At 37.8% G+C, this 16,831-nt stretch carries 19 protein-coding genes; 7 read left to right on the top strand and 12 right to left on the bottom strand.

Annotated elements, in window-relative coordinates:
* Nucleotides 1-196 precede the first annotated feature (196 nt).
* On the top strand, nt 197-1,741 hold the full coding sequence (locus ACXYMX_RS13000; RefSeq protein WP_459044672.1) for an AbgT family transporter: 1,545 nt from the start codon (nt 197-199) through the stop codon (nt 1,739-1,741).
* 75 nt (nt 1,742-1,816) lie between these two features.
* Here ACXYMX_RS13000 and ACXYMX_RS12995 read toward each other — a convergent pair whose 3' ends face one another.
* From ACXYMX_RS12995 to ACXYMX_RS12975, 5 genes are all read right to left on the bottom strand, one after another.
* Nucleotides 1,817-2,659, bottom strand: coding sequence for an aldo/keto reductase (locus tag ACXYMX_RS12995; protein WP_459044671.1), 843 nt, complete (start codon nt 2,657-2,659; stop codon nt 1,817-1,819).
* Nucleotides 2,660-2,790: 131 nt separating this feature from the next.
* The gene (locus tag ACXYMX_RS12990) at nt 2,791-3,972 is read right to left on the bottom strand and encodes an MFS transporter (protein WP_459044670.1); all 1,182 of its coding nucleotides are present in this window, start codon (nt 3,970-3,972) and stop codon (nt 2,791-2,793) included.
* Between the two features lie 273 nt (nt 3,973-4,245).
* On the bottom strand, nt 4,246-4,683 hold the full coding sequence (locus tag ACXYMX_RS12985) for a GNAT family N-acetyltransferase (protein ID WP_459044669.1): 438 nt from the start codon (nt 4,681-4,683) through the stop codon (nt 4,246-4,248).
* 184 nt (nt 4,684-4,867) lie between these two features.
* The gene (locus tag ACXYMX_RS12980) at nt 4,868-5,569 is read right to left on the bottom strand and encodes a GNAT family N-acetyltransferase (protein ID WP_459044668.1); all 702 of its coding nucleotides are present in this window, start codon (nt 5,567-5,569) and stop codon (nt 4,868-4,870) included.
* A gap of 220 nt (nt 5,570-5,789) precedes the next feature.
* Entirely contained in the window at nt 5,790-6,383 is a 594-nt protein-coding gene (locus tag ACXYMX_RS12975) for a class I SAM-dependent methyltransferase (protein WP_459044667.1), read from the bottom strand.
* A 156-nt stretch (nt 6,384-6,539) separates the two neighbouring features.
* Here ACXYMX_RS12975 and ACXYMX_RS12970 point away from each other — a divergent pair, with 156 nt between their 5' ends.
* The 5 genes from ACXYMX_RS12970 (at nt 6,540) to ACXYMX_RS12950 (ending at nt 12,021) form a co-directional block, all read left to right on the top strand.
* Nucleotides 6,540-7,262 carry a cytochrome c biogenesis CcdA family protein gene (locus ACXYMX_RS12970; RefSeq protein WP_459044666.1) on the top strand — a complete coding sequence of 241 codons (723 nt, stop codon included), beginning with the start codon at nt 6,540-6,542 and terminating at the stop codon, nt 7,260-7,262.
* Between the two features lie 17 nt (nt 7,263-7,279).
* Entirely contained in the window at nt 7,280-7,783 is a 504-nt protein-coding gene (locus tag ACXYMX_RS12965; RefSeq protein ID WP_459044665.1) for a TlpA family protein disulfide reductase, read from the top strand.
* Nucleotides 7,784-7,811: 28 nt separating this feature from the next.
* Nucleotides 7,812-8,933 (top strand): peptide-methionine (R)-S-oxide reductase MsrB, encoded by a 1,122-nt coding sequence (gene msrB / locus ACXYMX_RS12960; protein ID WP_459044664.1) that lies wholly within the window; start codon nt 7,812-7,814, stop codon nt 8,931-8,933.
* 575 nt (nt 8,934-9,508) lie between these two features.
* Nucleotides 9,509-10,276, top strand: a complete 768-nt coding sequence (locus ACXYMX_RS12955; protein WP_459044663.1) for a response regulator transcription factor — start codon at nt 9,509-9,511, stop codon at nt 10,274-10,276.
* On the top strand, nt 10,273-12,021 hold the full coding sequence (locus tag ACXYMX_RS12950; protein ID WP_459044662.1) for a cache domain-containing sensor histidine kinase: 1,749 nt from the start codon (nt 10,273-10,275) through the stop codon (nt 12,019-12,021). Before ACXYMX_RS12955 ends, ACXYMX_RS12950 begins: the two co-directional genes overlap by 4 nt.
* A 42-nt stretch (nt 12,022-12,063) precedes the next feature.
* Here ACXYMX_RS12950 and ACXYMX_RS12945 read toward each other — a convergent pair whose 3' ends face one another.
* The 5 genes from ACXYMX_RS12945 to ACXYMX_RS12925 all read right to left on the bottom strand — a co-directional run bounded on the left by ACXYMX_RS12945 (nt 12,064) and on the right by ACXYMX_RS12925 (nt 14,860).
* Nucleotides 12,064-12,435, bottom strand: coding sequence for a VOC family protein (locus ACXYMX_RS12945; protein WP_459044661.1), 372 nt, complete (start codon nt 12,433-12,435; stop codon nt 12,064-12,066).
* 31 nt (nt 12,436-12,466) lie between these two features.
* Nucleotides 12,467-12,880 (bottom strand): VOC family protein, encoded by a 414-nt coding sequence (locus tag ACXYMX_RS12940; RefSeq protein ID WP_459044660.1) that lies wholly within the window; start codon nt 12,878-12,880, stop codon nt 12,467-12,469.
* Nucleotides 12,881-12,921: 41 nt separating this feature from the next.
* The gene (locus tag ACXYMX_RS12935) at nt 12,922-13,485 is read right to left on the bottom strand and encodes a class I SAM-dependent methyltransferase (protein ID WP_459044659.1); all 564 of its coding nucleotides are present in this window, start codon (nt 13,483-13,485) and stop codon (nt 12,922-12,924) included.
* A complete protein-coding gene (locus tag ACXYMX_RS12930; RefSeq protein WP_459044658.1) occupies nt 13,486-14,271 on the bottom strand; it encodes an alpha/beta fold hydrolase in 786 nt (261 codons plus the stop codon).
* Between the two features lie 79 nt (nt 14,272-14,350).
* Nucleotides 14,351-14,860 carry a YfiT family bacillithiol transferase gene (locus ACXYMX_RS12925; RefSeq protein WP_459044657.1) on the bottom strand — a complete coding sequence of 170 codons (510 nt, stop codon included), beginning with the start codon at nt 14,858-14,860 and terminating at the stop codon, nt 14,351-14,353.
* A 275-nt stretch (nt 14,861-15,135) separates the two neighbouring features.
* Between ACXYMX_RS12925 and ACXYMX_RS12920 the strand changes: the two genes are divergently transcribed.
* Nucleotides 15,136-15,474 carry a DUF378 domain-containing protein gene (locus ACXYMX_RS12920; RefSeq protein WP_459044656.1) on the top strand — a complete coding sequence of 113 codons (339 nt, stop codon included), beginning with the start codon at nt 15,136-15,138 and terminating at the stop codon, nt 15,472-15,474.
* Nucleotides 15,475-15,547: 73 nt separating this feature from the next.
* Here the strand turns inward: ACXYMX_RS12920 and ACXYMX_RS12915 are convergent, their stop codons facing one another.
* Nucleotides 15,548-15,667 carry a protein YhfH gene (locus ACXYMX_RS12915; protein ID WP_459044655.1) on the bottom strand — a complete coding sequence of 40 codons (120 nt, stop codon included), beginning with the start codon at nt 15,665-15,667 and terminating at the stop codon, nt 15,548-15,550.
* A 170-nt stretch (nt 15,668-15,837) separates the two neighbouring features.
* Nucleotides 15,838-16,680, bottom strand: a complete 843-nt coding sequence (gene ypfJ / locus ACXYMX_RS12910) for a KPN_02809 family neutral zinc metallopeptidase (protein ID WP_459044654.1) — start codon at nt 16,678-16,680, stop codon at nt 15,838-15,840.
* Between the last annotated feature and the right edge of the window lie 151 nt (nt 16,681-16,831).

Here is a 16,831-nt window from a genome sequence, read left to right as displayed (position 1 = left end):
AAAATAGCAAACTGTTGAACTTATGTAAAGATAAAGAATAAACTATCAACTTCCGGGAGGTGTGAGTGGTTTTACGTTTATTCAGAGTTATAAAATTCTTTAGAATAATTTGACGGTTTGCAATATCAATAGTAATCTATCTGTTAGACAAGCTTGAATCAAGTCTAAAAAATAGAATAGTAAGGGGGAGGAATAAATGAGTTCACCGAATACAATTGAAGAGAATAATGGTAAGAAACGCGGATTTTTTAATAAGTTTTTAGATTTTGTTGAAAGATACGGTAATAAATTACCGGATCCGGTTATGTTATTTGTTTATATTGCTGCACTTATTTTAGTATGTTCTACCATCTTTTCTTTATTAGGAACAAAAGCTGTAAACCCTGGAAATGGGGAAGAAATCGCGGTTATTAATCTATTAAACGGTGAAGGTTTGATTATGATTTTAACGAACCTTGTTAAGAACTTCACCAGCTTTCCACCACTCGGATTAGTATTAGTCGTTATGTTCGGAGTGGGGCTTGCAGAATCTACAGGGCTAATTGGCTCAGTTATGAAAAAGACAATTTTAAGCGCTCCAAAAAAGATTATCCTCCCAACGATAGTGCTAGTTGCTATTGTAGGAAACGCGGCTGCGGATGCTGCTATGGTCGTTTTACCTCCAATTGTTGCAATGATTTTTATTGCCTTAGGACGTCACCCGATCGCAGGACTAGCTGCCGCTTACGCTTCCGTTGCGGGTGCATTTAGTGCCAACTTAATTTTAAGTTTACTCGATCCACTTGTTGCTGGGTTCACACAAACGGGAGCACAAATGATTGATCCATCTTATATTGCCAACCCGGCGATGAACTACTATTTTCTAGTAGCTTCAACATTTGTATTAATCCCAGTAGCAGTTTTAGTTACAACTAAAATTGTAGAACCCCGTCTTGGAAAGTACGAAGGTGCTGTAGAAACGATTGAACCGATTAAACCGATCGAACTAAAAGGTCTCAAATGGGCTGGTATTTCAGTAGCGGTCCTTGCAATTATTGTTCTAAGCCTTTCAATTCCTGAAAATGGTCTATTTAGACATCCAGAAACAGGTTCGTTAACTGTTTCTCCATTAATGGATAGCTTAGTTCCTCTAATGATGATCTTATTCTTAGTTCCAGCGATCATTTACGGTAGAATTGTGGGCGTTATTAAAGACTCAAAAGATTTCGCTGAGCATTTAGCTAAATCCATGTCAAGCATGGGAATGTATATCGTAATTGCTTTCGTAGCAGCACAAATGATTGCTTACTTTAACTGGAGTAACTTAGGACCAGTAGTAGCGATTAAAGGGGCAGAAACTCTTGAAGCAATCGGATTAAAAGGTGTTCCATTATTCATTGGTTTCATTATAGTGGCGGCACTAATTAACTTCTTAATAGCGAGTTCTTCTGCTAAGTGGGCGATACTAGCTCCAGTATTTGTTCCTATGTTTATGATTTTAGGCTACAGCCCTGCTGTAACTCAAATGGCTTACCGTATTGGGGATTCAATTACTAACCCAATTACACCAATGCTAGCGTACTTCGCAATTGTGTTAACATTTGCTAAAAAGTATGATCCTAAACTCGGTATCGGTACATTAATGACATCTTTATTACCTTACTCAATCGCATTTAGTATCATGTGGATTGTCCTCTTCGCTGTTTGGTTCTTACTTGGAATTCCATTAGGTCCAGAAGGCGAAATATTTTTACCGAAATAAATTTGAAGTGAAAAAGAGCAGCCAATTGGCCGCTCTTTTTTTCGTCTATTGACAGTGATTGACAACTGGACCTAGTTAAAACTCTTCATAGACTGCTGGATCTTGGTCTTGAATTCTTCCATCTGCGCGAGATAGTGCCGAAATCACATTCATTTCTACTTCACTCAATGTAAAATCAAATATCGATAAATTTTCAAGTTGACGTGCTCTTGAAGATGATTTTGGAATTGCAATCGCACCAAGTTGATAGTGCCAGCGTAAAATCACTTGCGAAATCGTCTTGTTATGCTCATTTCCAATCATCTGAATGGCTTCGTTATTTAATATATCTCCCGCTCGCCCAATTGGACTCCACGACTGGGTATAGATGTTATTTTCTTCATGCCATTTTCGTTGTTCTTCCTGATTAAAATTCGGGTGCAATTCAATTTGATTTAAACTTGGTTTGACACCAGTTTCCTTCTCTAATCGTTCCAAATGCTCCGGCAAGAAATTACAGACACCGATCGAACGAACGAGTCCAAACTTCTTTGCATCAATTAATGCTTGCCAAGCTTCCACGTAAGTATCCTGCTTAGGATTTGGCCAGTGAATCAGATACAAATCATAGTAATCTAAATTCGCACGATATAACGATTCTTGGATTGTAGTAACCGCTTTATCATAAGCCTGATATCGACCTGGCAACTTCGAAGTAATTCGCAATTGCTCTCTGGGGATTGAGCTTCTGCGTATCGCTTCCCCCACCGTACCTTCATTCTCATAATTATAGGCAGAGTCAATCAACCGATAACCTACATCGATTGCACTCGTTATTGCGTTAGCGCCTTCATTTCCATTCAAGCTGTACGTACCAAACCCAATAGCAGGTATTACTAAGCCATCATTTAGCGTAATCTCTGGAATACTTGAACTCAAAGCAAAACACTCCTTTCAATACTCTATCAAGTCTATCAATAGTCTGAATAGCAATTCAAGTTAATAGCTTTACTTCTGTAAGAGTCATATAGACAAAGTGATTTTTTTGGAACTATCGAACACTCCATAATCTAGCCAACTTGCTCCACTTTTCTGTTCGGTCTTCCTATTAAAGTAATAATGAATAACACTACTAAAAATATAGGAAATAGGAATAAGTAATTAAAATCTTTTTTCACTTCCAATATATACCCACCTAAAATCGGTCCAGTAAGGCTCCCTATACTAAAAAAGATTCCACATAATAAGTTCCCTGTGGGCAATAGTGATTTCGGGGTTAAATCAGACATATAAGCAATACCTAGTGAGAAAATTGACCCCGCGAACATACCGCCAAAAAAGAACATAGCCATTAATCCAACCGCATTTCCACCCATAAACCCAGCACCGATAAACGCAAGGCTAGACCCTCCAAAAGCAAGTAGCAAGACAGGCTTTCTTCCAACCCGGTCAGAAAGAATACCTAGTGGAATTTGCGAGATAATCCCCCCTACTGCAAATGTTGGGATGATCAGCGACACCATCGATAACGGGATGCCGCTCCGAAGCGCATGAATTGGAAACATCGAATTCAGCGAGGACTCGAGAAAACCGTAGCCAAACGGACCCAAAAAAGCAATCCAAGAGACAATCATCGTAGCTTTAAACCGAGATGTAAAACTCACTTGACCGGTTTCACCGATTAACGTATCTGGGAAATCATTATTCAAAGCAAAAACAAGAACCCATGCAAGTAAGCTCATTCCTGCCGAAACAATAAAGGGTAATCCTTCATATACATCAACTAGAGGAACAAATAAAGGTCCTACCGCAAATCCAACTCCAACGGATAAACCATAGATTGAAATATTCCTACCCAATCTGCCCGGCTTAGACGTACTTGTCACCCATGTTTGGGTTGAAAAATGAAGTGCATGATCCCCAATTCCGATAAGTAAGCGTAGGAAAAACCAAAAAACGATGCTTTTCCAAAGAGGAAATGACAGTAACGATACAATTACGAGGACGCCACCAAATATAATTGTTGGTCTGTAACCAAATTTTCGAAGGGGGGCCTCCATAAATGGGGAAACGAGTAAAATCCCAATGTATAGCGCTGTAGCATTTAAACCGTTCAGTGTGCTTGAAACACCATCCCTCTCAAAAATCGTAGAAATAAGAGGCAATAGCATTCCTTGAGAAAATCCTGATATAAAGACGATAAGAACGAGTACCCAAAAACGATGTTTATTGATGTATGTTCTAAAATTCATAGTTCTACGCTCCCTAGTTTAAAGATAACGCATCCAATCGTAGCATAGAATTGAAGAGTTCGATATAGTATTTCCGAATGTTTTTCGTATCAATCAAAGATTTTCATCCCTAACAATTCACACAAAAAAACGCTGAAATAAATTCAGCATTTCACAGTATATCTTTTCAATTGCTTACCCACGGCCTATACAAATTTAGTGATCACATTATATGGACGCAATCGTTTATTATCTAATCAAGCACACGGTAATTGAAAGATTCATTATAATTCATTAAAGCGTTTTTCTAAAAGAGTAGCACCATTTATCATAATCAAGTTTCTTTTCATAAAATCGGTGCGCTGCTTCTCTCTGAACCCCAGATTCTAATGCTACATACAAGGCATCATTTTCTTTAGCCCACTTATGTATATAATTTAGTAACTTCTCACCAAATCCATATGAACGGTAAGCAGAATCGGTGACAAGATCATAAACAAAAACGTGACGCTTACTGTAAAAATTAACCCTCAAACTAAAGCCAACTAAGGAAACTATTTGCTTATCCTTATATAATCCATACAATAAATATCCATCTTTCATCATTTCGTTGAGTAATTCTAAATATGTCTCTTCGTTTAAGTCAGTACGTAACTGATTCATAACAGGAAATGCCTCTAACCATTGCTCCCTATTTGTTAGCTCTAGTATAGTTTCTTCTGAAGAATACACTTTATCGCCTCCTAAAACTTTTAATTGAATTCATAATACAAGCTATCACTTTATCATTCGATAAGTCGTTTTATTTACATTTAATTTCCCCACATGTACCAGAAATGCAATCCACAACATAATAACGAATTTCTGGTACAACTTGCGCCCGATTGTTTTAATAAATAAGCAGGTAATTTCGTTCTTATTGCTTAAATGTTTCTAATCTTTGAAGTTGAACACCTTTGTCATCAAAGTTCTCCTCTGCCAACCACTGAGTGAAAGCTCTTTTATTTTGCGGCCATTCTTCCAATAGCATTGAAAACCAGCTGGTGTTTCTTGAGCGCTTTTTATAGATAACGGCATTTCTGAAGGTTCCTTCATACTTAAAACCTAAACGTTTTGCTGTTTTGATAGAAGGGGCATTAAGGGAATCGCATTTCCATTCATAACGCCGATATTGGAGTTCTTCAAATACATACTTAGCTAATAAATAGTAGGCTTCTGTAGATATTCTTGTTCTTCTTAATGCATCTGAGAAATTAACATTACCTACTTCAATTACCCCATTATCCTGATCTATCCTCATTAAACTATAGATTCCCAGCGGTTTGTTTGTCTCTTTGCTTAACACGGTATAATAGACATGTGTGTCGCTTTCTATTTTCCTAAATAATGTCTGTTCAAATTCTTCATACGTGTGAGGTGGTTCCTCGGGGAGGTAAGTCCAATTACTAGGGTGTGAATTTTTATAAGCGTTATAGAGTTCCTTGGTATGTGTTTGCGAAAATCTAGTGACAAGCGTATACTCTCCGATATAATTCATATCAGATGGAAATTTTGCTTTCTGCCAATTGGACAAATCCTCACCAATTGGTTGGTTGTACTCGTTTAATCTCTGATTCATTTCAACACCTCAATTCAATATTTTATTACAGTTTAACTTATTAGGTATTATTAATCATCTAAACTTTCTGGCAATCTTATTGAGCTTCAATAAATTATTACATCCATCAATACTATTCTACTAGCTACTTCCAATAGTACATCTTAAAAAATAACTAACACGAAAATTACGCTGTTTGTTAGTACTTCAATTCCAAGTCTCTTAAATTAATGGAAATAACCTATACCTTTTTTATGCATTCTATATGCAGGAACAGTTTTCCATAAAATGTTTCTACTTCTCTAACTGTAAACCTTGATTGTTCTAAAAGAGCAAGCGTATCGCGATTCAAATGACAACCATCCGCGACTTTTCTCCAAACCGGTGTCAGCACATCTTGAATTTTTCCAATGCCTTTATAATCCATGCGAACATGCTCGATTAGATAAAACTTCGCTCCCTTTTTACTTACTCGGTAGATTTCATTTAACGCTTTGACCGGATCTGGGATTGTACAGAATACGAGCGTTGCAACAATCGTATCGAACATGTTGTCTTCAAATGGAAGCTCTTCGGCTGATACTGTATGCAATTCGATCGGTACTTCTGCTGCTTTAAGACGTTTCATCGACCGATCACTCATTAATGTGCTAGGTTCAATCGCATCTACTTGAGTTGCATTCGTATAATGTGAAAAGTTTATGCCAGTACCTGAACCGATTTCGAGCACTCTTCCTTCCGCCTTTTGAATTAGTTTTTTGCGTATTTTAGTTAATCGAGCTTTTTCAAGCGGCTTCATAACAATGTCATATAGTGCTGGTAATTTTTCTCCCATTGAATCCCCCTACTTTTTGATTTCTCCTTAATTAAAACACGTACGGGCTGCTTCTATCAAATCAAATCTAAGGTTTACACAATTAGAATCTATAGTGTTTCTTCGGTTTTCGCTTTACAATTAAGATAGATTAAAGAACGGTGGTGTTCGAATCCTATGATTACAGAGCAAATTTTAATAAGCACCGTATTTTTCGCTGGTATCCTATCCTTTTTTTCACCATGTATTGTTCCTTTACTCCCGGTTTATGTCTCTATACTTTCCACAGGAGACAATGGAACGACGAATCAAAAAGCACTTTTCACAATTGGTAACTGGAGCTTACGACCAAAATTAATTTTTAAGACGTCGATTTTCGTATTGGGTCTTTCCACAAGCTTTGTATTATTAGGTTTCGGTGCCGGTGCACTTGGTTCCGTTATCAATACCGATGGATTCATCGTATTTTGTGGTGCAGTTGTCATCCTCCTCGGGTTACACCAAATTGGGTTATTCAAACTTTCCTTTTTAAATCGTCAATCTAAACTTGAACTTAAAAGAAGTGATCGACGCGATTTACTTGGCACGTATTTACTTGGATTCACCTTTAGTTTTGGATGGACACCATGTATTGGGCCCATCTTAGGTGCTGTTTTAGGTTTATCCGCAAGTGACGGACACGCTCTTTACGGTGCAATGCTGATGTCCTTTTATGCACTCGGATTATTTATCCCGTTTCTAATTCTCTCCATCTTTTCCGATATTTTATTGAAACAAGTAAAGAAAATTAACAAACATATGGGTAAAATCCGGATTGTTGGTGGTGTCGTTATTATCATCATGGGTATTATCTTAATGACGAACAATTTAAATCTATTTGTAACACTCATCCCACAGTAAAGCGAGGTTTGATAAAGATGAAAAAGAGTCTATTCGTACTTTCACTGCTCCTATTATTGTCAGCTTGCTCAAGTTCTTCGGATAAAACGGACAACATGACCAGTAGCGACAATCAGGCGCCCACTTTTGAATTAGAAGATACAAATGGTACTATGCATAATCTTGAGGATTATGCTGGTAAAAAAGTTTACATTAAATTTTGGGCAACATGGTGTCCCATCTGCTTATCGGGACTTGAAGAAATTAATATGCTCGCAGAAGAAGACACAGACTTTGTTGTGTTAACCATTGTCTCACCCGATTATAACAATGAAAAAAATAAAGAGGATTTTATCAAATGGATTAGTGGCGTTGAAAATGTCGATGCCCTTCCGGTTCTATTAGATGAAGGCGGCACTGTCGCAAAAAGTTATTCCGTGCGAGGGTATCCAACTTCCGCTTTTATTGATGAAAATGGTGGACTGATCAAAACACAGCCTGGGCATTTAAGTAACGAACAAATCAAAGACGTACTTAAGTAAAACTGGTTTGAGAAGGAGTTGAAAATCAATGAAATACAAATTTATAGCCGGATTCATCGGATTGGCGATTGTTCTAGCGGGATGTTCAGCAAGTTCTACTTCGACAAGCAGCACAGATCCAACAGAAAATACTTCATCAAGTTCTTCAAAATATCCAGAAAACCCGAATCTAAAGTTAACGTTTGAGCCCGATCAGCTTGAAGAAATCTGGTTGGCTGGAGGTTGCTTTTGGGGAGTAGAGGCATTCATGGAGCGGATTTACGGAGTCGCGGATGCCACTTCTGGATACGCAAATGGGCACACCGAAGATCCTAGTTACGAGAAAGTGATTAAAGGCAATACAGGTTATGCCGAAACCGTGCATGTAACGTATGACCCTGAACGTGTTGACTTGGAGAAACTGTTGACCCACTTCTTTTACGTAATCGATCCGACTGTCTTGAATCGACAAGGAAATGACCGTGGGGAACATTATCGCACCGGTGTTTTTTATACAAACGAAAGCGATAAACAAGTAATTGATAAAGTCATCGCAAAAGAACAACTGAAATACGATGATCCGATTGTGACGCAAGTTGAGCCATTAACTGCGTATGTACTCGCAGAAGAATACCACCAAGATTATTTGGATAAAAATCCAGACGGGTACTGCCATATTGAATTTGATTCATTGGAGGACCAAGAAATTCCAAGTCTGATCGATGAAACAATGTACCCAAGACCGAGCGATGAGGAACTGAAAGCAAAACTGACGGATAATCAGTTCGAAGTCACTCAAGCGAATGGAACAGAAACTCCGTATTCAAATGAATATTGGGATACGTATGAACCTGGTATTTACGTAGATGTCGCAACTGGTGAACCACTCTTTTCTTCATCAGATAAATACGATTCCAAATGCGGTTGGCCAAGTTTTACACATCCAATCGATCCCGCTGTCATCGTAGAGCACGAAGATAAGAGTTTTAATATGGTAAGAGTCGAAGTCCGAAGTCGTTCAGGAAACAGTCATTTAGGGCATGTGTTTGAAGATGGACCAACAGATCGAGGTGGCCTCCGGTACTGCATCAACAGTGCAGCGATTGACTTTATCACTTTAGAAGAAATGGAAGACAAAGGATATGGCTACCTTACGGAGTATGCAAAGTAACGTTTGTTCACGTAATATAAGGGTATAGCTTGGAAAGGTGGCTGTTGTCACCTTTTTTTCATATTAAGCCCTGTTAAATAAAAATGTTGATAAAGATTATTTAAAAGTTCTCCTGCTAGCTTATCTAACACGTTGATTTCCGTTTCAGACGGACGCGTTCCGGAGGGCAGGCGGTGGACCAACCCGTTCGCTTCGCTCCCGTTGGTTGTTTCACCTGACCTGCTGACCCTCCCGGAGTCGCCGTCTTCCACTCCAATCAACTAAGAGCGTGCAATAGTTTTTGTTTCACTATCTAAACTTCAAAAACCTGGAATCCAATTTGGCCAGCGCAGAAGCGACAAGTGTGAGCCGAAGTAGTAGGATCGACAGCGGTTTTCTGACAAGCTTACTGGGAGGCCATCACCGATTAAGGTTCATTATTTTAGCTATGCTAAAAAACGTTGACGAAGCGATATTTTCATGCCTCCCACTCCACCCTACAAGGAGTGTACAAATAATTTATCAACTATCAACAGAGTTATTTTACAGAGTCTTCATAATTAAAACAGAAATATTTTAAGGGAGAGGTGAAGTGCATGTACAAATTGCTTTTAGTCGATGATGAACCGATCATTATTAAAGGAATCCGTTCTTTTGTAGACTTTAACGCTCTCTCAATCTCTCAAGTATTCGAGGCTTCAAACGGAGAAATGGCTCTGGAACTTTTTATAAAACATGAACCCGATTTAGTTTTAGCGGACATTAATATGCCTAAAATGAACGGCCTTGATTTTGCAATTGCTGCGAAGGCAATTAAACCAGATGTGAAAATTGCTCTCGTCACAGGCTATGATTATTTTGACTACGCATTAACCGCATTAAAAAACGGAATCGATGATTATGTCTTAAAACCGGTATCCAGGAGCGACATTGAAGATACGTTAAAAAAATTAATTCAAAAAGTGCATGTCGACGAGAAAAATTCTGAAGTATCCACACTCGTTGCGAACCTAATTCGCACTTCTTCACCTTCTGATGATCCAGGATATAAGAGTAAAATTCAAAATGAAATTAACCAAAACTTTTCAAATCCCGATTTCTCTTTGAATTATTTAGCTGAGAAATTGTCCTTAAATCCTTCTTACTTGAGTACCCTTTTTAAAACACTTTACGATTCAACCTTCCAAGATTATATGCTTTCTTTTCGTTTGAACCGAGCTAAAATTTTATTGCTAAGTACAGATATGAAAATATATGAAATTGCTTCAGCAGTTGGTTTTGAAGACCCTAATTATTTTAGTACTGCATTTAAAAAGAAATTTATGTTATCTCCAAATCAATTTAAGGAGAAAAACAAATTATGAAAATGTTCAAATCCAATGTTCTGAAAAAGCTTCGTGTTCAAATTGCATTGCATTACTTAATTACAAGCGCAATCATCCTTTTCCTTATGGGCTTTATTCTCTACACAAGTATTTCGTCAGTTGTCTTAAAAGAATCCGTCTCAACAACTGAAGCAGCTGTTGAGAAAAGTGGCATGTATATTGACCTTTATATTGATCGCCTTAAAGCCGTTTCAAGCATTCTTGCTGAAAATCCACAGCTTCTAGCGTACTTATCGAACTCAGAACGTGACCCAGCGGATAAAAACGACCTATCGCAAACCATCGATACTATAGTCGCGTCAGATTCATTCATCAAATCGGTCGTCATTGTTAGTAAAGACGGTCAATTGATTTCCAATGAAGAGAATTTAACGATGAGTATGTCGGGCGACATGATGAAAGAGCAGTGGTATACATCTGCCGTTCATAGCGGAAGCATGCCTGTACTTACATCCGCACGCATGCAGAACTTTTCGATGGATAAGGACAGTTGGGTTATTTCCATAAGTAGAGAAATAAAAGACGCAAGTGGAGATAATATTGGTGTATTGCTCATAGATATCGAGTATCAAGTCATTGAAGATTATTTAACCAATTTGGATTTAGGGAAAAACGGTTTCTTTTTCATCATGAATGAACAATCCCAAGTCGTGTACCATATGGACCCTTCTTACTTTATGGACGAGACAAAACAAAGCGAACTTATAAATATACTTGCCAATAAAGAAGTTTACGATCGTGAAGAAGGCACCCATACACAAACAACCCTATTAAAAAATGCGGACTGGGTACTCGCGGGTGTTTCCTCTCAGGACAGTCTTTTAGCGGTTAAAAATCAACTTCTAGAAATCTTTTTACTCGTTGGGATTGTACTTCAACTGATTGCTGCACTAAGTGTGAGTATATTTGCTGGAAGAATAACGGCACCTTTTCAAAAACTGGAACAAGCGATGCAGGAAATTGAAGATGGACTCACCCATGTCCCTATAGATGAAAAAGGGTGTTACGAGGCACAAAGTCTTGCGAATCATTTCAATCAAATGGTCCAAAAAATTGAACTGTTAATGCAAGAAATCCGTGAAAATGAAAAACACCTCCGTTCTTCTGAAATAAAAGTGTTGCACAGTCAAATCAATCCGCATTTCTTATACAATACACTCGATACGATTGTCTGGATGGCCGAGTTCAATGACAGTCAAAAAGTGATTGATATTACAAAGTCACTAGCTCACTTTTTCAGGCTCTCGTTAAGCGGCGGAAAAGAATTAACAACGATTGAAAATGAACTCGATCATGTCCGTCAATATTTATTCATACAAAAAGAACGTTATGGCGACCAGTTATCATATGTGATTGAGTGTGAGGATCATTTACATCAAATAGAAGTTCCGAAAATTATCCTTCAACCAATTGTAGAAAATGCTTTGTACCACGGCATTCGTGGTCTTTCTAGAGAGGGTCTAATCGAAATTAATGCCAAAGCAATCGGGGCTGATATCGTTTTAACGGTAAAAGATAATGGAGAAGGTTTTGAAGATAAAGATGTAGACGACGTCAGGCAAAGTACCGGGATGAAGCTTGGCGGTGTTGGAATTAAAAATGTCGATGAGCGTATTAAGATTTATTACGGTGAATCGTATGGAATAACGATAGATTCGATAAATGGGAAAGGAACAATCGTATCGATTCGAATTCCTCAAGAAAGCAAATTGTCTGGCAGATAGGGAAATGAACGCTCATCCAATTAACTGAGCGTTCATTTTTTCTTATCTGTGCTGGTCTACTAGAATCGTATTGCCATCTGGATCTTCAATTACGATACTTGCTGGTCCCGTTCCTGATTCGTCAGTTTCAGAAACCAATGGAACGCCATTTTCTTTCAGCTGTTTTTGGATTGTTCGAACGTCAGTGAAATCATCTAAATTCTTTGCATGCTGATCCCAACCAGGGTTAAACGTTAAAATGTTCTTTTCAAACATTCCTTGGAATAAACCAATTACGGTACTTTCATTCCTCATAATCAACCAATTTTGATCTATATTCCCACCTGATTCTTGAAATCCTATTTTCTCATAAAACGCTTTTGAAATCTTGATATCTTTTACATTTAAACTTACAGAAAATGCGCCTAACTTCATAGTTTCACCCCATCGTTCTATTTTTTAGCCGTTATGCTTTCGGCATTTCATCTTGATTCATATACAGCACATTCCAGCGATGTCCATCTAAATCACAAAATCCACAACCGTACATCCAACCTTGGCTATCTTCAGGTTCATGAAATAGCGTTCCTCCAGCCTCGACTACTTTCCTTGCGATTTCATCAACTTCTTCTTTACTCACGGCACCTACAGAAAATAAGACCTCGGTCGCTAGTCTCGTATCAACGACTTCATGGTTCGTAAATTTTTCAAATGTTTCTTTAGGAAAAAGCATAATGTTGAAATTATGTTCTCCGACTACAACTTGCACTTGATCAATGTTTCCTGGAGGTCTGTTTGCCTTAAATCCAAGTTGATTGAAAAACTCCATTGATTGACTTGTATCTTTTACAGGTAGGTTCATCCAGAGTTGTCGAGTCATAAGATTGTCTCCCTTTCTAATCACAAAGATTTAACTATCGTCTATAATTTACGTTTCCCTTTTTTAACTGCCAAGAAATGAAATTCTGAATTTGCTTCACTGTAAACGGTGTAGACTTCTTTTAGAACTTCCCATTCGTAAGGAGACTCATGAACAATCGCCTTCAATGTCTTTTCACGTACTTCCCCTTTTAAAATACAATTCACAAAAATACCACCTTCCCTCAGTTCAACAAGGATTTTCTGTACAAAGTCGGTCTCTTTTTGTAAATCATTTTTATAGAAATGAAGCATTGAGTCAAGCAGTACAAAATCAACGTCCTTAGGTACCGGAAACTCATACACATTTCCAACAACTCCCTCAACGTCAATCTTTCTTCGTTTGGCTTCTTCATTCAGCTGCGCTATCCCGACAGAAGAGTGATCAACACCAATAACTGAGTAGCCTATTTCCCCTAGAGCTATTGAGTCTCTACCTTGCCCGCATCCTAAGTCTAGAACGGTTCCTTTCGGTTCATACGTTGTGAAATATTCAATAAGGCCAGGATAAGGATTTCCAAAATAATTTTCTTCTTCATAGTAATCGTCATATGCTACTTTTTTCACTTAAGTTGAACCTCCAAATTCGGATAAAAAATCAAAAATTTCATTGTTGACTTGAGCAGGGTTATCAAGGTTTGTAGCATGATTGGCATTCTTGATAAAAACGAGCTTAGATTGAGGAATACGTTTTTCCAATTCTTGTTGTTGTCTTTCTATCATATTATCATGGTCACCCTGTAGGATTAATGTTGGACATTTTATTTGATCCAATGCACTTCCACTTTCCATTGTCGAAACGGAATTCCATATTCGTATCCAGTTTTTTAACGGCATTGAAGAAACTACTTCATGGATATATTGTTTATTGTTGCTGTTGAATTTAGAGAGCATTTTTGCTTGAATTGTTGCCATTACGTTCATAGGCACAAATTTACTTGACCACCGATTTATAGGAACAAATACTTTTTCAAACCAATTGAATTTATTGGTAAAGGGTGTCCCAATTACTATTAGTGACGCAACAAATTCCGGGTGCTTTATGGCTGTTTGAAGTGAAATATGACCTCCCATTGATAAACCACAAAGATGTGCTCGTTTTACATTTAAATGTTCAAGTAATCCAATTAAATCTTTGATAAAATCTTCCGAGTCTACTGGACCTTCTGGCAATGAAGATTTCCCATGTCCACGCACATCCCATGTAATGGTTGTGTAGTGTTTAGACAACTTCTCTATTTGTGGTTCCCATTGTCGATGATCCCATGAAGCTCCATGCGTAAAAACTAGTACTTCACCAGTACCCTTTACATCATAATACAAGTCCACGTCACCTATTTTAACTGTAGGCACCTTTGCACCTCTTTCTTAAGTTCATTATTAAAAAAATGGCTTATTCTCTATATCAATAAACCATTTCAATTTGATTATTTTATTTTGACAATGCAATTTTAATATGAGCTAAGTGATGTTCTTCATGCCAAGCAAGTTTTGTTAGTTTTGTCCCAACTGTAATAACTCCATTTTTCTCATGAATAAAAGTTCGCTCGAGTTGTTCTTTTGTTACATTGTTCCCTAGTGATACAACTCGTTCGTTAATGCCTTCAAGCATTTTAAGCGAACTTTCAACGGGAAGATCAGAATCCGGGAGTGCAGCCCACTTTACCTGATTGAAATCTGGGACAGTTGGTGTATCATCTGTTAACGCTAACTTCAAACGCTGAAACATATTTAGTTGTGAATCTGAAATGTGATGGACAAGCTGTCGAACTGTCCAAGCACCTTCACGATAGGTTTTACTTAGTTCCGCATCACTTAATGACTCTACAGTTTCACGTAGCCTTGTTGCATAACTTTCGATTTCGGTTAGACTTTCTTGAACGTTTTCTAAAGTAACTGTTTCAGGAATTTGCAATTTCCCAATTGGGTATTTTAAATCCACTTTCAATCCCCTCTTTCCTAATCGTTTTACTATCACAATCTTCTTTATATTCTAACATAAAAAAGTGATTGAATTCCTGTTCTAAAAATAATCATCACTTTTAATGTATAAATCTGAATACAAATTTCATTTAAACAACAGCGAATGCACTCCTTATTTAATTTACGTGAGATGTATACTATTTCCCTTTTGGTAAAAGATAAGTTTGAATCTTAGCACTTGTAGATTCACTTTTAGCAATTTAATCGAACATTAGAAAAGGGAGGTGCACATCCATGAGCGCAATTGGTCGAATAACTTTAGCACTTGTCATCATTGGAGCAATCAACTGGGGTCTAATTGGGTTTTTTAAATTTGATTTAGTGGCAACCTTATTTGGAGGACAAACCTCATTTTTGTCAAGGGTAGTCTATGCTTTAGTAGGTTTAAGTGGGATTGCTTGCCTAAGTTTATTATTTAAACCATCTGAAGAGATTGAACCCTCAAGGACTTATCAACGATATAATGAAGCTAACCTAAACACGGAGTTTGGGGAAGAACCTGATTTCGATGAAATTCAAAACAAAGAAATTGTTCGTACAAAAAGCTTGCCTTCCACAAAATACAAAAAGTAGATCTTGGTTACATTCGAATCTAAATAGAAAAAATCTCTATTTCCTGTTTTCAAAGGAAATAGAGATTTTTGTTTCAATGTTCATGTTTACCAATACAACGCTCACACTCATAAAGCCCTGACTCGCGCTGTTCGATAAATTTATTCCCACACTCCGTACAATCTTTTACTGCTTGATGTTTGTTCTGCTCCATAAGTAATCTCCTCCTAATTTAGATAACTGCCACGTTGTTGCATGACAGTTATTCTTATCAGTACCTATTGTATAACAGTTGTATTGACCTATCTTTATTTTACGACAGAACACTCTATTTTGTGATGAACCCACACTATGGACGATGAGCCGCTTTTTCAAATACGAATTCTAAATACCTGTTCCAGCAAACGTGTCGCCGCCTTGAAGTGTTCCTGTTTCAAATCCCTTATAAAACCATTCTTTCCTTTGTTGCGATGTCCCGTGTGTAAAACTTTCGGGAACGACATAGCCTTGACCCCGTTTTTGAATCGTGTCATCTCCAACCGCACTTGCTGCGTTTAGTGCTTCCTCTAAATCGCCCTCTTCCAATAAATTCATCCCTTGGACATGATGCGCCCACACGCCGGAATAATAATCTGCTTGCAGTTCGAGTCTCACAGAGTACTCATTGAATTCTTCCTGACTCAATTGGCTTCGTAAAGCATTTACTTTGCCACTTGTACCTAGAAGTGTTTGAACGTGATGTCCTACTTCATGTGCAACTACATATGCCATCGCAAAATCACCGGGTGCATTAAACTTCGTTTTCAAGTCTTGGTAAAAACTTAAATCGATATATAATTTTTGGTCACCTGGACAGTAAAACGGACCGACAGACGATCCTGCGGTTCCACAAGCCGATTGCACACTTTCTGAATACAGTACCAATGTAGGTTCTTGATAGGTCATCCCTTCGCTCTCAAAAATCTCTGACCACACTTCCTCCGTATCCGCTAAAACGACGGAAACGAATTCCGTTAATTCTCTTTCCTGTTCTGTCTCCTCATAAGGAATACTTTGAGAAGTATCTGTCATCCCCAAATTACCTAATAAGTCACCAGGATTCCCGCCCATTAAAGTAAATATAATGACTAAGACGATACCGCCAATCCCACCTCCGACAAGAGTCTTCCCACCTCGCCCTCTTCTGTCTTCAACATTGGAACTTTTTCTTCTCCCTTTGTACTCCATTTCATTCACCCCTATTATTCATTGAAAATCATACTGATACGTAAGCTATACCCCGTTTCATGAAAAATAGTTCCTCTAACAGAAAAAATCAGCACACTTTTAGAAGATGAAATCCTAAAAGTGTGCTGATTTAAATCGTGTTCCTATTAAG

It is taken from the genome of Sporosarcina sp. CAU 1771 (assembly GCF_054482775.1).
This window is presented reverse-complemented; position numbering and strand designations above follow the sequence as displayed.